This is a genomic window from Candidatus Devosia phytovorans, from assembly GCA_029202405.1.
Lineage (GTDB): Bacteria > Pseudomonadota > Alphaproteobacteria > Rhizobiales > Devosiaceae > Devosia > Devosia phytovorans.
On sequence record CP119312.1, the window covers coordinates 3,829,388 to 3,847,442 of the forward strand.

At 61.3% G+C, this 18,055-nt stretch carries 19 protein-coding genes; 11 read left to right on the top strand and 8 right to left on the bottom strand.

Annotation, left to right across the window (positions count from 1 at the left end):
• Positions 1–161: 161 nt before the first annotated feature.
• The 6 genes from rho to P0Y65_18785 all read left to right on the top strand — a co-directional run bounded on the left by rho (position 162) and on the right by P0Y65_18785 (position 7,090).
• Positions 162–1,427 carry a transcription termination factor Rho gene (gene rho / locus P0Y65_18760; GenBank protein ID WEK04197.1) on the top strand — a complete coding sequence of 422 codons (1,266 nt, stop codon included), beginning with the start codon at positions 162–164 and terminating at the stop codon, positions 1,425–1,427.
• 75 nt (positions 1,428–1,502) lie between these two features.
• On the top strand, positions 1,503–2,783 hold the full coding sequence (gene mnmE, locus P0Y65_18765; protein WEK04198.1) for a tRNA uridine-5-carboxymethylaminomethyl(34) synthesis GTPase MnmE: 1,281 nt from the start codon (positions 1,503–1,505) through the stop codon (positions 2,781–2,783).
• Between the two features lie 83 nt (positions 2,784–2,866).
• The gene (gene mnmG, locus P0Y65_18770) at positions 2,867–4,729 is read left to right on the top strand and encodes a tRNA uridine-5-carboxymethylaminomethyl(34) synthesis enzyme MnmG (GenBank protein WEK04199.1); all 1,863 of its coding nucleotides are present in this window, start codon (positions 2,867–2,869) and stop codon (positions 4,727–4,729) included.
• Complete coding sequence (gene rsmG / locus P0Y65_18775; GenBank protein WEK04200.1) at positions 4,729–5,376, top strand: 16S rRNA (guanine(527)-N(7))-methyltransferase RsmG; 648 nt, start codon at positions 4,729–4,731, stop codon at positions 5,374–5,376. Before mnmG ends, rsmG begins: the two co-directional genes overlap by 1 nt.
• 22 nt (positions 5,377–5,398) lie before the next feature.
• The gene (locus tag P0Y65_18780) at positions 5,399–6,205 is read left to right on the top strand and encodes a ParA family protein (protein WEK04201.1); all 807 of its coding nucleotides are present in this window, start codon (positions 5,399–5,401) and stop codon (positions 6,203–6,205) included.
• Positions 6,206–6,220: 15 nt separating this feature from the next.
• Positions 6,221–7,090 (top strand): ParB/RepB/Spo0J family partition protein, encoded by an 870-nt coding sequence (locus P0Y65_18785; protein ID WEK04202.1) that lies wholly within the window; start codon positions 6,221–6,223, stop codon positions 7,088–7,090.
• A 62-nt stretch (positions 7,091–7,152) separates the two neighbouring features.
• On the opposite strand, the gene holA is transcribed toward P0Y65_18785, so the two are convergent.
• From holA to leuS, 3 genes are read right to left on the bottom strand one after another with little or no spacing between them, the layout of a single operon-like run.
• Positions 7,153–8,175: a DNA polymerase III subunit delta gene (gene holA / locus P0Y65_18790; GenBank protein ID WEK04203.1), complete on the bottom strand. Its 1,023-nt coding sequence runs from the start codon at positions 8,173–8,175 to the stop codon at positions 7,153–7,155.
• On the bottom strand, positions 8,172–8,684 hold the full coding sequence (locus tag P0Y65_18795; GenBank protein ID WEK04204.1) for a hypothetical protein: 513 nt from the start codon (positions 8,682–8,684) through the stop codon (positions 8,172–8,174). The genes holA and P0Y65_18795 overlap by 4 nt, the downstream gene beginning before the upstream one ends.
• Complete coding sequence (gene leuS, locus P0Y65_18800) at positions 8,671–11,280, bottom strand: leucine--tRNA ligase (protein WEK04205.1); 2,610 nt, start codon at positions 11,278–11,280, stop codon at positions 8,671–8,673. The genes P0Y65_18795 and leuS overlap by 14 nt, the downstream gene beginning before the upstream one ends.
• Before the next feature lie 130 nt (positions 11,281–11,410).
• Between leuS and P0Y65_18805 the strand changes: the two genes are divergently transcribed.
• The 4 genes from P0Y65_18805 (at position 11,411) to P0Y65_18820 (ending at position 14,268) form a co-directional block, all read left to right on the top strand.
• Positions 11,411–12,091, top strand: a complete 681-nt coding sequence (locus P0Y65_18805; protein WEK04206.1) for a YggS family pyridoxal phosphate-dependent enzyme — start codon at positions 11,411–11,413, stop codon at positions 12,089–12,091.
• A 164-nt stretch (positions 12,092–12,255) separates the two neighbouring features.
• The gene (locus P0Y65_18810; protein WEK04207.1) at positions 12,256–12,939 is read left to right on the top strand and encodes a response regulator transcription factor; all 684 of its coding nucleotides are present in this window, start codon (positions 12,256–12,258) and stop codon (positions 12,937–12,939) included.
• Between the two features lie 123 nt (positions 12,940–13,062).
• Complete coding sequence (locus P0Y65_18815) at positions 13,063–13,521, top strand: cyclic nucleotide-binding domain-containing protein (GenBank protein WEK04208.1); 459 nt, start codon at positions 13,063–13,065, stop codon at positions 13,519–13,521.
• A gap of 63 nt (positions 13,522–13,584) precedes the next feature.
• Complete coding sequence (locus tag P0Y65_18820) at positions 13,585–14,268, top strand: DUF930 domain-containing protein (protein ID WEK04209.1); 684 nt, start codon at positions 13,585–13,587, stop codon at positions 14,266–14,268.
• Here the strand turns inward: P0Y65_18820 and P0Y65_18825 are convergent.
• The 4 genes from P0Y65_18825 to rimM form a co-directional block, all read right to left on the bottom strand.
• Positions 14,265–15,077, bottom strand: a complete 813-nt coding sequence (locus P0Y65_18825; GenBank protein ID WEK04210.1) for an exodeoxyribonuclease III — start codon at positions 15,075–15,077, stop codon at positions 14,265–14,267. The genes P0Y65_18820 and P0Y65_18825 overlap by 4 nt on opposite strands.
• Before the next feature lie 191 nt (positions 15,078–15,268).
• A complete protein-coding gene (gene rplS, locus P0Y65_18830; protein WEK04211.1) occupies positions 15,269–15,820 on the bottom strand; it encodes a 50S ribosomal protein L19 in 552 nt (183 codons plus the stop codon).
• 182 nt (positions 15,821–16,002) lie between these two features.
• The gene (gene trmD / locus P0Y65_18835) at positions 16,003–16,695 is read right to left on the bottom strand and encodes a tRNA (guanosine(37)-N1)-methyltransferase TrmD (GenBank protein WEK04212.1); all 693 of its coding nucleotides are present in this window, start codon (positions 16,693–16,695) and stop codon (positions 16,003–16,005) included.
• Positions 16,692–17,228, bottom strand: coding sequence for a ribosome maturation factor RimM (rimM, locus tag P0Y65_18840; protein ID WEK04213.1), 537 nt, complete (start codon positions 17,226–17,228; stop codon positions 16,692–16,694). Before rimM ends, trmD begins: the two co-directional genes overlap by 4 nt.
• A 174-nt stretch (positions 17,229–17,402) precedes the next feature.
• Here rimM and P0Y65_18845 point away from each other — a divergent pair, with 174 nt between their 5' ends.
• Positions 17,403–17,702 carry a hypothetical protein gene (locus P0Y65_18845; GenBank protein ID WEK04214.1) on the top strand — a complete coding sequence of 100 codons (300 nt, stop codon included), beginning with the start codon at positions 17,403–17,405 and terminating at the stop codon, positions 17,700–17,702.
• Positions 17,703–17,737: 35 nt separating this feature from the next.
• On the opposite strand, the gene P0Y65_18850 is transcribed toward P0Y65_18845, so the two are convergent.
• Positions 17,738–18,049 carry a hypothetical protein gene (locus tag P0Y65_18850; protein WEK04215.1) on the bottom strand — a complete coding sequence of 104 codons (312 nt, stop codon included), beginning with the start codon at positions 18,047–18,049 and terminating at the stop codon, positions 17,738–17,740.
• Between the last annotated feature and the right edge of the window lie 6 nt (positions 18,050–18,055).

Consider the following 18,055-nt stretch of genomic DNA (forward strand, 5'->3'; position numbering starts at 1 on the left):
CTTGCATCCAAGCCTTGAATCCTGCGCCAGATCGCGTTACATGGCAGTGAAAGCATCCCAAATCATAGCTGACCCGCCCGGGTCGCTGCGCGGTGCCTACCCCTCCCAAATACTATCGCCTCAAAGACGATTTTCAGTTTCCCAATAGGGTCTCCCGCTACATGCAGAATATGAAGCTCAGCGAGCTCAAGGCCAAATCCCCGGCCGAACTCCTGGTGTTCGCTGAAGAACACGAGGTCGAGAACGCCTCGACCATGCGCAAACAGGAATTGATGTTTGCCATCCTCAAGGAGCTCGCCGCCCAGGAAGTCGACATCACCGGCGAAGGCGTCGTTGAAGTCCTTCCCGACGGTTTCGGTTTCCTGCGTTCCCCCGACGCAAACTATCTCCCCGGTCCTGACGATATCTATGTCAGCCCATCCCAGATTCGCCGCTTCGGTCTTCGGACCGGCGATACGGTCGAAGGCCAGATCCGGTCTCCCAAGGATGGCGAGCGCTATTTCGCGCTGCTCAAGGTCAACACCATCAATTTCGAAGATCCCGAGGCAGTCCGCCACAAGGTCAACTTCGATAACCTGACCCCGCTTTACCCCGAAGAACGGCTCCGCATGGAGCTGCCCGATCCGACCATCAAGGATCGCTCGGCCCGTCTGCTCGATCTGGTCGCGCCGCTCGGCAAGGGCCAGCGCGCGCTGATCGTTGCGCCGCCGCGTACCGGTAAGACCGTATTGTTGCAAAATATTGCACAGTCGATCGCCACCAATCACCCCGAATGCTATCTCATCGTGCTGCTGATCGACGAGCGCCCGGAAGAAGTGACCGACATGCAGCGCTCGGTGCGCGGCGAAGTCATTTCCTCGACCTTTGACGAGCCGGCGTCGCGCCACGTCCAGGTTGCCGAAATGGTTATCGAAAAGGCCAAGCGTCTCGTCGAGCATAAGCGCGACGTGGTCATCCTGCTCGATTCCATCACCCGCCTCGGCCGCGCCTATAACACTGTTGTTCCAAGCTCCGGCAAGGTTCTGACCGGCGGTGTGGACGCCAACGCCCTGCAGCGCCCCAAGCGCTTCTTCGGCGCCGCCCGCAATATCGAGGATGGCGGTTCGCTGACCATCATTTCCACGGCGCTGATTGATACCGGCTCGCGCATGGATGAAGTGATCTTTGAAGAGTTCAAGGGCACCGGCAACTCGGAAATCATTCTCGACCGCAAGGTCGCAGACAAGCGCATCTTCCCGGCGCTGGACATCACCAAGTCCGGTACCCGCAAGGAAGAGCTGCTGGTCGAAGGCGACATTCTCAAGAAGATGTATGTCCTGCGTCGCATTCTCAACCCGATGGGCACGATCGACGCGATGGAATTCCTGGTCGACAAGGTCCGCCAGACCAAGACCAATTCGGATTTCTTCGACTCGATGAACACCTGACACACGTCGTGTGATGCTATTGAAGAGCGGCATGCTGAAAGGCATGTCGCTCTTTGTTTTTGCGGAATGACCTGAATGACTGACACGATCGTTGCCCTGTCCTCTGGTGCACTGCCATCCGGCGTGGCCGTCATTCGTCTGTCCGGTCCAATGACCTCACAATTGCTGCGCCACGTCAGCGGTAATCTGCCAGACCCGCGTAAGCTGACCCTTCGGCCTATTGGCCAGGACAGTCTGCTGGACCGCGGCCTCGTCGCGTGGTTTCCAGCTCCACACAGCTTCACCGGAGAAGACTGCGCCGAACTTCAGGTCCATGGCTCCCCGGCCGGCGTCCGCGCTATCCTCAACCTCCTTGTTTCAAACGGCGCGCGCCTGGCCGAGGCCGGTGAATTCACCCGCCGTGCTTTCGAGAATGGCAAGCTGGACCTGGTTGAGATCGAGGGGCTTGGCGACCTGCTGGAAGCCGAAACCGAAAACCAGCGCCGCCAGGCGCTCGCCCGCTTCGAGGGTGGTCTTACCCAACGCATCGATGTCTGGCGCGACGCTTTGCTCGATCTGCGTGCGGAGATCGAAGCGCGCCTCGATTTTTCCGATGAAGGCGACGTGGACGAAGCGCTGCCGGCGCAATTTGGTGCCGATATCGAGACTTTGCGCGCCGACATGGCGATTGCGCTGAACTCCTTCGAGCACGGCCGCATCATTCGCGAAGGGATACGCGTAGCCCTTGCCGGCGCGCCAAATGCTGGCAAGTCCAGCCTGCTGAACGCCTTGGCCAGATCCGATATCGCTATTGTTACCGACGAGGCTGGTACCACCCGTGACGTCCGTGAGGTGCCGCTCGATATTGGAGGCCAGCTCTACATCCTTCTCGACCTTGCCGGGCTGCGCGATACCGAAAGCAAGGCGGAGGCCGAAGGCGTCCGCCGGGCCAAGCTGGCTATTGAGCAGGCCGACATCGTGCTTTGGCTGGTGGCGCCCAATGTCCCCGACGATATGACACCCCCTAACGGCGCTGTCATCGTTGGCACCAAGAATGACATGGATGGCGATGTCGACGCCGAAATCAGGATTTCGGTCAAGACAGGGCAGGGGCTCGATCAACTTCTGGAGGTGATCCAGGCCTTTGGCGACGAGCTCACCAAGGGTGAACCTAGCCTCCTCAGCCGTGAGCGTGACCGCATCGCGCTTATTGATGCGCTCGAGGCACTTGACCGTTCAGCCCGCCAACTCGCCATGCCGGAACTGGCTGCCGAGAGTCTCCGTATCGCCTCGCAGTCATTGGAACGCCTGGTCGGGCGCCTCGACTCGGAGCGCGTATTGGATCGGCTGTTCGCCAGCTTCTGCATCGGCAAATGATTCACGTGAAACGCTTCGCCAAAAGAGCATGAATTGATTCACGTGAAACATTGGCCTATTGAGCCGGTCTGGAGAAATTCGCCATGACTGATTATGCCGTCATCATCGTCGGGGGTGGACACGCGGGCTCGGAAGCCGCCGCGGCTTCGGCACGCCTCGGCGTTCCCACGGCTCTGATCACGCATCGCTTCGCCACCATTGGCGAGATGAGCTGCAATCCCGCGATCGGTGGTTTGGGCAAGGGCCACCTCGTCCGCGAGATCGATGCGCTTGATGGCCTCATGGGCCGCGTCGCCGATCAGGCGGGCATCCAGTTCCGGGTCCTCAACCGCCGCAAGGGTCCGGCTGTGCGCGGACCCCGCGCGCAAGCCGACCGCAAGCTCTATCGCGAAGCCATGCAGGCGGCCATTCTGGCGCAGCCCAATCTCACCGTCATCGAAGGGGAAGTCGATGATGTCGAGGTGACAGACGGCGTGGTCTCTGGCGTCGTTTTGCTCGATGGCCGGCGCATCGGTACCAAGGCTGTGGTTCTAACCACCGGCACCTTCCTGCGTGGTCTGATCCATCGCGGCGAAGAAACCGTGCCGGCGGGTCGTGTCGGCGAAAAGCCCGTGCTGGGTCTCTCCACCCGCCTGGAAAATCTCGGTCTTCAGCTGGGCCGCCTCAAGACCGGCACACCGGCCCGCCTCGACGCGACCAGCATCGATTACTCGGTGCTCGAGGCGCAGCCGGGCGATAACCCGCCCGAAGCCTTTTCGGCGTTGACGACTGCCATCACCACGCGCCAGGTGTCCTGCCATATCACCCGTACGACGGCCGAAACGCACAGGATCATTTCGGACAACCTCCACCGTTCGGCCATGTATTCCGGCCGTATCCAGAGCCGCGGCCCCCGCTATTGCCCATCTATAGAAGACAAGGTGGTTCGCTTCGCAGATCGGGATAGTCATCAGATTTTCTTGGAGCCCGAAGGACTGGATGACCAGACGGTCTATCCCAATGGACTCTCGACCTCGCTGCCTGCCGATGTGCAGGAAACCTTTTTGCGCTCCATGCCGGGGTTGGAGAATGTAAAGATTATCCGGCCGGGCTATGCCATCGAATATGACTATGTCGATCCGCGCGAACTGCGGGCCACGCTGGAGGTCAAGCGGCAGCCGGGTCTTTATCTGGCCGGTCAGATCAACGGTACGACTGGTTATGAGGAGGCTGGCGCCCAAGGTCTGCTCGCTGGCGCCAATGCCGCCTTGGCCGCCTCGGGCCAGGAGCCGATGACCCTTTCGCGCACCGAGAGCTATCTTGGGGTGATGGTTGACGATCTGGTAACGCGCGGCGTGTCCGAGCCCTATCGCATGTTCACCTCCCGCGCCGAGTTCCGCCTGCATCTGCGCGCCGACAATGCCGATCAGCGGCTGACGCCGCTCGGGATGGATAAGGGGCTGGTTGGCGAAGCGCGCCGTGATCTGTTCAGCCGCAAGGCCGAGGCTTTGGCGTCTGGCCGCGTGCTGCTTTCCAGTCTCACCACGTCCCCCAGTGCCGCCCGTAAGGTCGGTATTGCTGTCAACGAAGACGGCAAGGCCCGCTCCGCCTTCGATCTTCTGTCCTATCCAGACGTGAATCCCGCCGATGTCAGCCGTTTGTGGCCCGAAATCGCTGAGATACCGCAGCCTGTGCTCGAACAGCTCGTGGTCGATGCGCAATATGCCGTCTATCTCGATCGCCAGCGCAATGACATCGAGGCCGTGCGCCGCGATGAGCAGAAGCCCATTCCGGATGATCTCGACTACGCCGCCATCCCCGGTCTCTCCATGGAGCTGCGGCACAAGTTGGTCCAGTTTCGGCCACAGACCATTGCCCAAGCACAGGCCATGGATGGCATGACGCCGGCTGCGGTGACCTTGCTGCTGGCGGTCCTCCGGCGTGGAACCTTTCAGAAAGCCTCGTAATGGCGGACTACTCGGCCATCGCGCCCTATCAGCAGTTTTTCAGCCGGCCACTTGATCAGGTTGGCGCAGATCTGGAATCCTATGCTCAACTGTTACGCAAGTGGCAGGCGGTGCAGAATCTTGTTTCACGTGAAACACTGGATGAAGTCTGGTCTCGCCACTTTGCCGATAGCCTCCAAGTTCTGCCGCTGCTCAAGCCGTCGGATTGCGTATTTCTCGACTTTGGCAGTGGTGGAGGCTTGCCCGCTCTCCCCCTGGCGATAGCGCTCAAGGGAACGCCACATAACTTCACGCTGATTGAACCCAATGGCCGCAAGGTCAGCTTTCTGCGCACAGTAGCCCGTGAGCTCAAACTTCTGGTGACGGTAGAAGGTCGCCGCAGTGACCAGATTGATTCACGTGAAACACTGCCGCCCGATGTCATCACCTCCCGCGCACTGGCCGCGCTCCCGCCATTGTGTAGCTGGATTGCGCCCTTCTGGGCGCCGCAAACTCGCGCCATTCTGCATAAAGGCCGGGAACATGTTGAAGAACTGGCGGAAAGCGCTACGCGTTGGGACTACGACGTGCTAATAACGCCTAGTGACACTGATCCTAGCGGTGTCCTGCTCACGCTCGAACATTTGCGTGGTAAATCAGTTAGTTAGCGGCGAACAAGCTGGAGGCCCGATGGTGGCGCCCCGTATCCTGACACTGGCCAACCAAAAGGGTGGCGTGGGCAAGACCACGACTGCCATCAATCTCGCCACGGCCCTCGCGGCCATCGGCGAGCGCGTTCTCATTGTCGATCTCGATCCGCAGGGCAATGCCTCGACGGGTCTCGGCATTTCGCGCACCGATCGCGAAGTTTCTTCCTATGACCTGCTGGTGGGTGAAGCCTCAGTGGCTGAATCGGCCATCATGACGACCGTACCCAATGTGGCCATCGTTCCGTCCACCATGGATCTCTTGGGTGTTGAGCTGACCATTGCCGGCCAGGCCGATCGCGCTTTCAAGCTGCGCAATGCTTTCAAGCAGCTCGGTGAGCTCACGATCAATGAAAAGCCGGTTAGCTATATCCTCATCGACTGCCCGCCGTCGCTGAACCTGCTCACGATCAATTCGCTGGTTGCCGCCGATGCGGTGCTGGTGCCGTTGCAATGCGAGTTCTTTGCGCTAGAAGGTCTCTCCCAGCTGCTGCAGACCATCGAGCAGATCCGTTCAACGCTTAATCCGCGGCTGTCGATCCAGGGCGTGGTGATGACCATGTTCGACAAGCGGAATAACCTTTCCGAACAGGTTCTCGCCGATGTGCGCTCGGAAATGGGCTCGCTAGTCTATGAAACGGTCATTCCGCGCAATGTGCGGCTCAGCGAGGCGCCGTCCTATGGCAAGCCGGCGCTGCTCTATGACCTTAAATGTGCCGGCAGCCAGGCCTATCTGCGCCTCGCCACCGAAGTGATCCGCCGCGAGCGGCAGCTCAATGCTGCGGCTTAAGAGAAAGAGCCCGAAATGAGTGACAAACCAACACGTCTTGGTCGCGGGCTCGCGGCACTGATCGGCGATATGGCGACCGTCGAGGGCGCAAGGGTCACCGAATCGGGTGGCGTCAAGAAGCTGCCGGTCGACTTCATCATCGCCAACCGCGCCAATCCCCGTCGCAGTTTCGATGAGGATCAGCTGGAAGACCTGACCAATTCCATCCGCGAAAAGGGCGTCATGTCGCCCCTACTGGTGCGGCCGAGCGATGACCCCAATATTTTCGAGCTGATCGCCGGTGAGCGCCGCTGGCGCGCGTCGCAGCGTGCCGGCCTGCATGAAGTGCCCGTCATCATCCGCGACGTGGATGACAAGGAAGCGCTCGAACTCGCGATCATCGAAAACGTGCAGCGTGCCGATCTCAATCCGCTGGAAGAGGCCATGGGCTATGGCCAGCTGATCGAGCAGTTTGACTATACCCAGCAGGACCTGGCCCAGGTCATCGGCAAGAGCCGGTCGCATGTGGCCAATACGCTCCGCCTGCTGAAACTCCCCGAGGACGTTCGCTCCATGGTTGCCAGCGGCTCGCTGACCGCCGGTCATGCCCGTACGCTGATCACCGTGGAGGATCCGGGCAGGCTGGCGCAGCAGATCGTCGCGGGCGGCCTGTCGGTGCGTGAGGCGGAAGCCCTGAGCCAGCAGCGCGACATCCCGCCGAAAAAGGTAACGGTGTCCCCCGCAGAGCGCGACTCGGACACGGTGGCGCTGGAGCGCCGCCTGTCGGATGCCTTGGGGCTTTCGGTCTCGCTGGCGCATAGCGAGCGCGGCGGAAAACTCGAAATCCGCTACAAGACGCTGGAGCAGCTTGACGGGCTTTGCGTGCGCCTGACAGGCAGCAACTAAAGCTAAGTCACTGAAAAGATTGATTCAGACGGGATGTTTCATGTGAAACATCCCGCTTTTCGTTAGTGCGATGCGGCCATCATGCAGATGGCAAGGAGAACCCGCCTTAGCACAGGCTCCGCCAGGGCAGGGCGGCGGCGGCTGTCATTGGTGGCTTGCAGAATGCGCTCGCAGGCCATGGCCAGCGAGGCATCGCTCCACAGTCGCAATTGCTGTTCCAACGCACCGGCGCGGGAAAAATGCGGCTTCGGGCGCAGGCCATCGAGCACCATGCGTGGCGACTTTCCGGCATCGACCTCAGTGCGCCAGCGGCGCAGGTTGGCAAAGTGGATGGTGGCCATGGCCAGCAGGCGCTGTGGATCGACGGCAGATGACAGGGCACGGTTAAGCGCCAGTTCCAGCTTTTCGGCATGCCCGCCGCCCGTGGCGTCGAGAATGGCGTCGATCACCAGCATGCCATTGTCAGCACAGAGCAGCAGCACATCTTCGAGCGTCAGATTTTTGCTTTTCGCCGCATAGAGCACCAGTTTTTCCAGTTCGCGGCGGGTAATCTCGCGGTCATTGCCCAGGATCTCGCGCAAGGTGGCGATGACATCCTGGTCGACACGAATGCCAGCCTGATTGAACGTCTCGCGAAACAGGGCCTGCAGCGTCTCGTCGCTGTCGGGGTAGCAGGGTAGGGCCCGGCCGAGCTTTGCCGCCTCCACCAAGGCCCGCAGGGCATCCTTGGGGGTAAGATTACCCGCCTCCAGCACGATGGCGGCGCCACCGGGATCGTCGCGCAGTTCCGTCAGCGTCATGACGAGGCTTTTGCCAGCGCCGCGCACGCGGACGATGCGCTTGCCGCCAAACAGCGAAATGGTCTTGGCTTCGACGGCAAGAATGGAGGGATCTGCGTCCACCTCGGCGCCATCCAGGGTGACGATGGACGCGGATTCTGGATCGTCACCGCTGAGATTGCGGATCAGGCGCTGCGCCGTTTCGCGCACCAGTCCAGCATCGGGTCCATAGGCGAGGAAAATGCCCTCGGAAATATCGGGCCGCGCCAGGAAACGCGCGACCTCATGGGCCTTGAGCGCGGTCATCCCCGGCTGAGGGCCGCGAGCAGGGCCAGTCGCAGAGATTCGGCGGCAGCCTTGGCTGCGCGTTCCTGAGCTTCGGTTGCGGCAGTGCTATTGGCGAAGACCTGATCATTGGTCGTGTATTGCGCCGTGGCGCGCCGCGAGATGACCAGTGGCTTGTCAGTGCTGCCGTCACGCCGGGTGAGGGTCAGCGTGGCCGTGACCTCAACGCGCGCCTGTTCCACGCCGCTGACGGTGTCGGTCATGGGGGCCATGCCGCCCGAGCCAAGGGCGATCGCCACCTGTGCAAGGGGTGCCGTGGGGGCGTCTGAGGCGCCCAGCCGCAGGCTGAACTCCTGGTAGACCACCTGCTCCAGCCGGCTCGCCGGCTTGGCATAGGCCAGGTTCAGCATGGGCTGATTGGCGACCACGCCGCTATAGACCGGCTGGAAGCTGCAGGCGCCGAGAAAAGCGCCCGAAGCCAGCACAACAGCAGAAAAACCAAGCACCCGAAGGGTGTTAGACAACGACATTGACGATCCTGTCTGGCACCACGACGATTTTCTTGGGGGCCTTGCCATCCAGAATGCGAACAATCTCGTCCAATGACAAGACCAGCGCCTCGACTTCGGCCGCCGGCTTGCCCTTGGCAACGGTGATCTCGCCGCGGCGCTTGCCGTTGATCTGGATCGGCATGGTGACCTCGTCATCGACCAGCAGCGCCGGATCAACCTCGGGCCAGCTGGCGTCAGCGACAAGCCCGGTCTTGCCAAGCAGTTCCCAGCAGCTTTCAGCCAGATGGGGCATCATCGGAGCGATCAGCTGGATCAGCCGCTCCACGCCCTCGCTGAGGGCGCCAAGGCGGGCAGCGGGAGCTTCGCCCGCAATACCAGCCGAACGCACCAGCGCATTGGTCAGCTCATAGATCTGGGCTACGGCGCGGTTGAAGCGCAGGCCTTCGATATCGCCACCGACATTATGCACGGCGCGATGCACGATTTTCCGAAGCGCCTTGGCTTCAGCGTCATCTGAATCGGCAACAATGTCTGACGACTGTTTCGCCAACTCCATTGTTTCGCCCACCAGGCGCCAGACGCGCTGCTGGAAGCGGCTGGCGCCTTCAACGCCCGCCTCGGTCCATTGCACGTCGCGTTCCGGGGGCGAATCCGAAAGCATGAACCAGCGGGCCGTGTCAGCGCCATAGGTGGCGACGATCTCGTCGGGGTCGACGACGTTCTTCTTGGATTTGCTCATCTTTTCGATCGAGCCGATGGTGATCGCCTCGCCCGATGTCAGATGCTTTGCGCTGCGATTGTCGCCTTCGGCCTCGATCAGGATGTCGGCCGGCGCCACCCAGTCGCCAGCGGGCGACTTATAGGTCTCGTGGGTCACCATGCCTTGGGTAAACAGGCCCTTGAAGGGCTCGTCATGGGAGACATGGCCGGTGGCCTTCATGGCGCGAGTGAAATAGCGCGAATAGAGCAGGTGCAGGATCGCGTGTTCCACGCCGCCGATATACTGGTCCACCGGCAGCCAGCGATTGGCCACGGCCGGAATGGTCGGCGTTTCGGCATGGGGCGCGGTGAAGCGGGTGTAGTACCAGCTGGAATCGACGAAGGTGTCCATCGTGTCCGTCTCGCGACGGGCCGCGCCGCCGCATTGCGGGCAGTGGACATGCTTCCAGGTCGGATGATGGTCCAGCGCATTGCCGGGCTTGTCGAAGGTCACATCCTCGGGCAGCACGACCGGCAGGTCCTTCTTGGGCACGGGCAGGGTGCCACAGACCTCGCAATGGATCACCGGAATGGGGCAGCCCCAATAGCGCTGGCGCGACACGCCCCAGTCGCGCAGGCGATACTGCGTCTGGGCGGTGCCCCAGCCATTGGCCTCGAAGAGAGCCAGCGTCTGGTCCATGGCTTCGTGTACGGTCAATTCCGCGCCGGTCTCGCCGAACCACTGCACGTAGCGCACCTTCTGGGTCTTGAGCGGGCTATAGGCCTCGTTGCCGACAGGGGCGTCGCTTTCGAGCGGCTGATAGACATCGATGACGGGCAGGCCGTATTTGCGGGCGAAGTCAAGGTCGCGCTGGTCATGCGCCGGGCAGCCGATGATGGCGCCGGTGCCATAGTCCATCAGCACAAAATTGGCGATGTAAAGCGGCAGTTCCCAAGTCGGGTCGGCCGGATGGGTGACCGTCAAACCCGTATCAAAGCCCAGCTTCTCCGCGGTTTCCAGCGCTTCGGCCGAGGTGCCGCTCTGCTGGCACAGCCTGTTGAAGGCAGCGATCTCAGCATTGGATTCAGCGAGGGCCTTGGCCAGCGGATGGTCGGCGGCGATGGCGGCAAAGGTCGGGCCGCGCATGGTGTCGGGGCGAGTGGTATAAACGGGCAGGGTGTCAAAACCCTGTGGCGCGCCCTTGACGCCGAAATTGAAGGCCAGGCCTTGGCTCTTGCCGATCCAGTTGCGCTGCATGATGCGCACTTTTTCCGGCCATTCGGTCAGGGTGTCGAGGCCGGCCAGCAGGTCTTCGGCCATGTCGGAAATCTTGAAGAACCACTGGGTGAGCTCGCGCTGTTCCACCACGGCGCCGGAGCGCCAGCCGCGGCCGTCGATGACCTGCTCATTGGCCAGGACGGTCATGTCGACCGGGTCCCAGTTGACCTTGCTCTGCTTGCGGGTCACCAGGCCCGCTGCCATCATGTCGATGAACATGGCCTGCTGGTGCTGGTAATATTCCGGCTCGCAAGTGGCAATTTCGCGGGTCCAGTCGATGGCCAGGCCCATGGACTTGAGCTGGGCCTTCATCGCGGCGATGTTCTGGCGTGTCCAGGTGCCGGGATGGGTCTTGCGCTCGATGGCAGCGTTCTCGGCCGGCAGGCCGAAGGCGTCCCAGCCCATGGGGTGCAGCACATTCTTGCCGCGGGCGCGGTGATAGCGCGCCACCACGTCGCCCATGGAATAGTTGCGCACATGGCCCATGTGGATGCGGCCCGATGGATAGGGGAACATCTCGAGGACGTAATAGGGCTCGCGCGTGTCGTCATTGGATGTGACGAAGCTCTGGTTGTCGTCCCAGACCTTCTGCCATTTGGGTTCCATCTCGCGCGGATTGTAGCGTTCGCCGCTCACTTATCTCGTCCTTAAGGCTTGTGCCGCGAGCTGCGCAAAATGGGCGCACTGCTTGCGTTTATGGGGGATTTTGGTTACCCGGACCATCACCAGAAATTCCCCCCAAGGTCAACAGGAACAGGGCGAAAGCATGGATACCGCCGACGCTGCCAGCAATCTCGCCACGATCCGTGACCGCATCCACACGGCGCAGGCCCGTTTCGGCGCGCCGCCGGAGGTGGTCAATCTGGTCGCCGTCTCGAAGACTTTCGATGCCGAGGCGATCAAGCCCTTCCTCACGGCAGGCCAGCGCGTGTTCGGAGAAAACCGGGTGCAGGAGGCCCAGGGCAAGTGGCCGGCGCTGCGCGAGGCCTATCCTGATCTCGAACTGCATCTGATCGGACAGTTGCAGACCAACAAGGTTCCCGAGGCCGTGGCGCTGTTTGACGTCATCGAAACCGTCGATCGGGAAAAGCTTGCGGCGATGCTGGCAACAGAAATGCAGAAGTCGTCGCGCATGCTGACATGTTACGTCCAAGTCAATATCGGGCTCGAGGAACAGAAGGCCGGTATCGCACCTGCCGAGGCGGTGGCTTTCGTCGCCCGCTGCCGCGATGTGCATGGCCTCAATATTGTGGGCCTGATGTGCATTCCGCCCGATGGCGTGCCGCCGGGGCCCTATTTTGCCCAGCTCAATGCGCTGGGCCGGGCGGCAGGGGTGGAGAGATTGTCCATGGGCATGAGCGGCGATTTCGAGGTGGCCATCGCCATGGGCGCCACCGATGTTCGTGTCGGCTCAGCATTGTTTGGCCATCGCTCCGCACCTAAATAGTTATGCGCAGTTGGGTATTTTCCTGAGGCGGGGCCGGGGGCTGCAACTTCCCACCCCCGTCCCTCGTTGCTCCTGAGACTCACATGCTTGTGATTGGCTGGTCCAAAACCGGTCGCAATAGTGTGACCCATGACTCCTGTGACGCGAAAAAACCGGAGATAACAATGAACAAGCGACGCATCCTCTTGGTGGACGACGACGCAGACCTGCGCCAGACCCTGGTGGAACAGCTCGAAACGCTTCCGGAATTCGACATCATCCAGGCCGGAACCGCCAATGACGCGCTCAAGGCGACGCGCGACAATAATGTTGACCTGATGATCCTCGATGTCGGCCTGCCCGACATGGATGGCCGCGAGGCGGTCAAGGTGCTGCGCAGCGAGGGCTACAAGAGCCCGATACTGATGCTGACCGGGCACGACAGCGATGCCGACCAGATCAAGGGCCTGGAATCAGGCGCCAATGACTATCTGACCAAGCCCTTCCGCTTTCCCGTGCTGATGGCGCGTATCAATGCGGCGCTGCGCCAGCATGACCAGAGCGAGGACGTGGTCTTTACCATCGGGCCCTACAGTTTCCAGCCGTCAGCCAAGGTCCTTGAGGCCAATGACGGCAACAAGGTTCGCCTGACGGACAAGGAAACCTCCATCCTGAAATTCCTTTATCGCCAGGGTCCCAAGACCATCACGCGCGATATCCTGCTCAAGGAAGTCTGGGGCTATAATAACCGGGTCACCACGCATACGCTGGAGACCCATATCTATCGCCTGCGCCAGAAGATCGAACGCGACCCCTCCAATGCGCGCCTGCTGGTGACGGAAGAGGGTGGGTACCGTCTGGTTCCCTAATCAGTGGACCAAGACGAAATCGGCTACAACGCGCATAAAAATGCCCTATAGGATGTGGGAGCCCCGCTTCGGCGGGGCTTGGCCGCGTTAAAAGCGGCCCAGAGGCGCATCCGGATTGGGCATATGATCAGGGACGATGCGGCCGAGGCACTGGCTCAGGCCGAATTCTTCGATATCTGCGATGACGAGCAGAGGCGCATGCTGGCCTTTGCCGGAGACTTGCGCCATTTCGATGCCGATGCGGCACTCTATACGTCTGGCGAAGTGCCGATGGGGGCGTTCGTTTTGATCTCCGGCACCCTGCGCGCCAAGCCCGATGGCGGCGGCAAGCCCTATGCGATTTCCGAGCCGGGGAGCGTGGTGTCAGCCATGGCGCTGATCCTCTCAAAACCCCGCCCTGTCACCATCACCGCCGTTACCGATTGCGAGGCGCTGTTCGTGCCGCGCGTGGCCTTCCTCAAGCTGTTGCAGCAGTCGCCCGATCTGGCGCAACGCGCCGTCGCCCGCGTCGAGCGCGAGCTGGGCAACTACCTGGGCGCGCTGGAGCCGGTGCGCCAGCGCATGAAGGGCGATGGCGGCTGAACGCAAAAGGGCCGCAAACCCTTGGGATGAGGCCTCTTCGTGAATGCCTTGGGCGTTGGCACGATGTTTCACTCTTTCCGGTTCAGCGATCACCACTGCGCCTTGCCTGCCTCGGTGGCACTGCATGCGGGTGCCTTTGCCCTGCTGTTGTGGCTCGGCATGCCTCGCTCGCTGCCGGAGCCGCCTGATAGCTCGATCGCGGTCGATATCTTCAGTGAGAGCGCTTTCGCGGCTCTGATCCGGCCGCCGTCAGCCCCGGAGACGCCGGTGCCGGCAAATCGGTCATTGCCGGCCAGTTCGATGCGAGCGGTTGCGCCAGCGCCGCCAGATCAAGCTCCTTCGGGCCCGCAGGCGGTGCATGCAACGACTTTTTTCGCCTCCGGTATTCTCGATGACCCGGCCAACCGCGACATTGCCGAAACCATGCTCCTGCTCGCTGGCGACGAACAGGTGATCCAGATCTGCAATATGGAGGCACTGGAACAATTGCGCGTGGCGGATGCGAGCAAACTGCCCGATGCCGTCGTGGGCTATGCCTATGGCGACCTGGTCCTTGCCGGCAACAGGCTTACGGCCAGCGGCGGTGCCTTCCGCAGCGCAGGGCAATGGTTTCACCTGCAGTATCATTGCACAGCCGCTGCCGATGCGCGCGGGGTCAGCGCCTTCGATTTCACTGTTGGCGACGCCATTCCCGAGAGCGAATGGGAGGAGCATGCGCTCAATGGCAGCGACGAGGGGCTGGACTAGACGCCCACGAAGGTCGCAATGACCGGCACGTGGTCGCTGGGCTGGGGCGTGTAGCCGCGATAGGCCTTGATGATGTCGGTGCCAATGCAGTGCTCGGCGACATCGGCGGTGGCCCAGATATGGTCGAGCCGGCGGCCCTTGTTGGCCAGCTCCCAGTTGGCGCTGCGATAGCTCCACCAGGAATAAAGCTTTTCAGTGTGTGGTACGTGCTTGCGCACCAGATCCACCCAGCCGTGGCCGCCATTGAGGATGGCATCGAGCGCTTCGGTTTCCACGGGGGTGTGGCTGACGATCTTGAGCAGTTGCTTGTGGCCCCAGACGTCGTTCTCATGCGGGGCGATGTTGAAATCGCCGGCAATCAGATGCCCGCGCTGGAAAATGGGTTCGTTGAACCAGGTGGTCAACTCGCTCAGGAACCCCAGCTTGTGCTTGAACTTCGGATTGATCTCGGGATCGGGCTCGTCGCCGCCGGCCGGGATATAGAAATCGTGTAGCGTCACAGGGCCATGGCCGAAATCGGTCAGTGCCGAGACGTGCCGTGATTCGGGAATGTCGAAGAAGACCTTGCTCGATACATCGGTCAGCGGAAACTTCGAGACGATGGCGACGCCGTGGTAGCCCTTCTGACCATGCACGGCCATATGCGGATAGCCGGCCTCGACGAAGGCATTGCGCGGAAACTGGTCATCCGTGCATTTGATCTCCTGGAACATGATCACATCGGGCGCATGCTTGGCGATGAAGTCCATCACCATGGGCAGGCGCAGGCGGATGGAGTTGATGTTCCAGGTGACGATCGAAACGGGCATGGCGGACTCGGGTTTTTCGTGACGGTCTCTTATGGCCAAGCATGGGAGTCACGACAAGCCGGTTCTGACAGGTCTCGATGCTAACAGTCTGCTAACCCCAGGCGGGGGTTGTTAACGCGTTTCACGTGAATCAAGCCAACAAAAAACCCGGCCTTGCGACCGGGTTCTTCAATTCACTGATGCACCAGGGCTTATTCGGCCTTGGGTGCTTCTTCGGCGGCAGCGGCCTCAGCTTCGGCTGCTTTGGCAGCGGCTGCGGCTTCTGCGTCCTTGGCGGCCTGTTCAGCGGCAAATGCCTCTGCGGCTGCAATCTTTTCGGCTTCGCGAGCCTCGCGGGCAGCCTGGGCTGCGGTGCGTTCGCCAGCTTCGATCTTCTTGGTGCGCGAATTGGTCGATTCGAAAATACGAGCCGATTTACCGCGACGATCACGCAGGTAGTAAAGCTTGGCGCGACGCACCTTGCCGCGCTTCAGGACTTCGACCGAAGCAACGTTGGGGGAGTAGAGCGGGAACACGCGTTCCACGCCTTCGCCATAGGAAATCTTGCGCACGGTGAAGGAAGCGGTGATGCCGCCGCCATTGAGGGCGATCACAACGCCTTCATAGGCCTGCAGGCGTTCCTTGGCACCTTCGGTAATCTTCACCCAAACCTTGACGGTATCGCCATGGGTGAAGTCGGGAAGCTCGCGCTTGGCGGCCAGTTCTGCAACATGCTCAGCGTTGAGCTGCTGAATGATATTCATGATCCGTCTCGATCTTTTCAAAGGAGCGTTTATTCGCGTTTTGAGGCGCGATCGCCCGGTCTTGGTTATAACGGAGGTTGGCAGTCTTTTTGTTGGTGCGGTTCAGGTCCGATTAGCCCGACACGCGGTAGTGGCGGCTCCATAGGGGATTTTTGCCGCAGAGTCCAGTATTGCCGCCGGATTTATGACGTTTTGGTCGTCAGGAGATCCGGCCGGCGCGCGCGGGTCAACTCAAGGCTTTGCTCGGCCCGCCACCTGGCGATCTTGCCATGGTCGCCCGAGGTCAGTACCGCCGGAATATCGACGCCTTCAAAGCTCTGAGGCCGGGTGTATTGCGGATATTCGAGCTGGTCGTTCTCAAAGCTTTCATCGGCATGGCTCTCGGCCTTGCCCAAGACGCCCGGGATGAGCCGCACAACGGCCTCCAGCAGCACCATGGCGGCAACTTCGCCGCCGGCCAGCACATAGTCGCCAATGGAAATCTCTTCCAGCTGGCGGGCATCTATGACGCGCTGGTCGATGCCCTCGAACCGACCGCAGACGATGACGGCGCCGGGTCCCAGTGCCAGTTCGCGGGCGCGTGCCTGGGTCAGCGGCTTGCCCCGCGGTGACATCAGGATGCGCGGGCGAGGATCACTCTCTGGCGCCAGGGTGTCGATGGCCTTGGCCAGAATATCGGGCTTGAGCACCATGCCGGCGCCGCCACCCGAGGGACTGTCATCGACTGTGCGGTGGCGGTCTTCTGCGAAGTCGCGCAGTTGCGTGGCATGAAGAGACCAGAGGCCATCATTGAGCCCCCGTCCGAGTACCGAAGCGCCCAGGGGGCCAGGAAAGAGTTCGGGAAAGAGGGTTATGATCTCGGCGGAAAAGCTCAATCGGGCTCTTCCTCGCCCTCTTCGGCGTCGAGCGGCACAACGATGGTGAGGTATCCCTCGGCAATATTGACCTGCGGCACCACGGCCTTGGTGAAGGGGTAGAGATAGGTGTCGCCGCTATTGGGATCGCGCACTTCGAGCAGGTCGCCAGCGCCGAAATTGGGCATGGCGGAAACCTTGCCGATCACCACGCCGGTGTCGAGCCGGGCTTCAAGGCCGATGAGGTCGGCGTGGTAGAAATCGTCCTCGTCTTCGACCTCGGGCAGCTTGCTGCGGTCTACGAAGAGGTTGACGCCATTGAGCGCCTCGGCCTCGTTGCGGTCGGAAATGCCCTTGATCTGGGCCACAACCACGGTCTTGTGCAGGCGCAGCTTGCTCAGCGTCACGGTCAGGCCCGGACGATCGGTCTCGAGCGGACCATAGCTGCCGATGGCCAGCGGATCCTGAGTGTGTGCGGCAATGCGCACATGGCCCTTGATGCCATGGGCGGCGCCGATCTGGCCAAGGAGGACGCGGTTGGACGTATTGCTCATAGTCGCTCTTTTGTCTTGCGCGCTTCCGGGGAAAGACTGGTACCCAGTTCTTCCGAAAACGCTGTGACGTCGCTCATAGCAGGCCAATTGTGGCTTGGGAATTGTGGCTTGCTGTGGGTCAAGGAACCAGACTTGGGTTCCCGCTATTGTCCCAGCAGTTCCAAGGAGACCAGAATGGCCAAGACACTCACCTCGCGCGAAGACATCCGGCAGTGGGCCGAGGCCCGCGGTGGCAATCCGATGCTGATGGATACGCCCGATGGCACGGGCATGCGCACCTTGCTGCAGCTGACCTTTGGCCAGCACGCCATCAATACCGACGGCAATGAAGGGCCAGACCGGATCGGCGGGTTTCATCTGGTGAGCTGGGAGGAATGGTTCGCGGCATTGGACGAAGGCAAGCTGGCCATTCGTGTGTCCGACGATCCTGCAGGCGGCAATGAAGCCGAATTCGAATTCGTCGAGCGGAGCTGATGGTCAGCCCCGCCTGACGAAATGACCGTCAGAAATCAGTCCTGCGTGGTGGTCAGCGACTGCAGACCGCCCTCATAGAGGCGCATGGTGGCTTCGATGTCGTCGATATGCATGGAGAGCCCCTGCTCGACGGCTTCGGCCTGCCGACGGAACATGTCGCGGCGCGAGATCAGTTCGAAGCGTTCGCTCTCCAGTTCCTTGATGGCCTGGTCGATACGATCGCGGTGGCTGGCAAGACGTTGTACCATGGGTGCGGACTGCTTTGCGGCTTCCTGAAGCACGGCTTCCATCTGTTCGAGTTCTGGCTGGACGATCTTGAGGGCTGTTTTGCTATTTCGCACAGTCATCTCCGC

Excerpts from the sequence above, each read along its gene's own strand:
- P0Y65_18825 (WEK04210.1), bottom strand. The coding sequence starts at position 15,077 with ATGCCCGTTTCGATCGTCACCTGGAACATCAACTCCATCCGCCTGCGC.
- mnmG (WEK04199.1), top strand. The coding sequence starts at position 2,867 with ATGACTGATTATGCCGTCATCATCGTCGGGGGTGGACACGCGGGCTCG.
- P0Y65_18810 (WEK04207.1), top strand. The coding sequence starts at position 12,256 with ATGAACAAGCGACGCATCCTCTTGGTGGACGACGACGCAGACCTGCGC.
- rimM (WEK04213.1), bottom strand. The coding sequence starts at position 17,228 with ATGAGCAATACGTCCAACCGCGTCCTCCTTGGCCAGATCGGCGCCGCC.
- mnmE (WEK04198.1), top strand. The coding sequence starts at position 1,503 with ATGACTGACACGATCGTTGCCCTGTCCTCTGGTGCACTGCCATCCGGC.
- rho (WEK04197.1), top strand. The coding sequence starts at position 162 with ATGCAGAATATGAAGCTCAGCGAGCTCAAGGCCAAATCCCCGGCCGAA.
- P0Y65_18820 (WEK04209.1), top strand. The coding sequence starts at position 13,585 with ATGTTTCACTCTTTCCGGTTCAGCGATCACCACTGCGCCTTGCCTGCC.
- P0Y65_18845 (WEK04214.1), top strand. The coding sequence starts at position 17,403 with ATGGCCAAGACACTCACCTCGCGCGAAGACATCCGGCAGTGGGCCGAG.
- rplS (WEK04211.1), bottom strand. The coding sequence starts at position 15,820 with ATGAATATCATTCAGCAGCTCAACGCTGAGCATGTTGCAGAACTGGCC.
- P0Y65_18850 (WEK04215.1), bottom strand. The coding sequence starts at position 18,049 with ATGACTGTGCGAAATAGCAAAACAGCCCTCAAGATCGTCCAGCCAGAA.
- P0Y65_18780 (WEK04201.1), top strand. The coding sequence starts at position 5,399 with ATGGTGGCGCCCCGTATCCTGACACTGGCCAACCAAAAGGGTGGCGTG.
- P0Y65_18785 (WEK04202.1), top strand. The coding sequence starts at position 6,221 with ATGAGTGACAAACCAACACGTCTTGGTCGCGGGCTCGCGGCACTGATC.
- P0Y65_18795 (WEK04204.1), bottom strand. The coding sequence starts at position 8,684 with ATGTCGTTGTCTAACACCCTTCGGGTGCTTGGTTTTTCTGCTGTTGTG.
- P0Y65_18805 (WEK04206.1), top strand. The coding sequence starts at position 11,411 with ATGGATACCGCCGACGCTGCCAGCAATCTCGCCACGATCCGTGACCGC.
- P0Y65_18815 (WEK04208.1), top strand. The coding sequence starts at position 13,063 with ATGATCAGGGACGATGCGGCCGAGGCACTGGCTCAGGCCGAATTCTTC.
- holA (WEK04203.1), bottom strand. The coding sequence starts at position 8,175 with ATGACCGCGCTCAAGGCCCATGAGGTCGCGCGTTTCCTGGCGCGGCCC.
- rsmG (WEK04200.1), top strand. The coding sequence starts at position 4,729 with ATGGCGGACTACTCGGCCATCGCGCCCTATCAGCAGTTTTTCAGCCGG.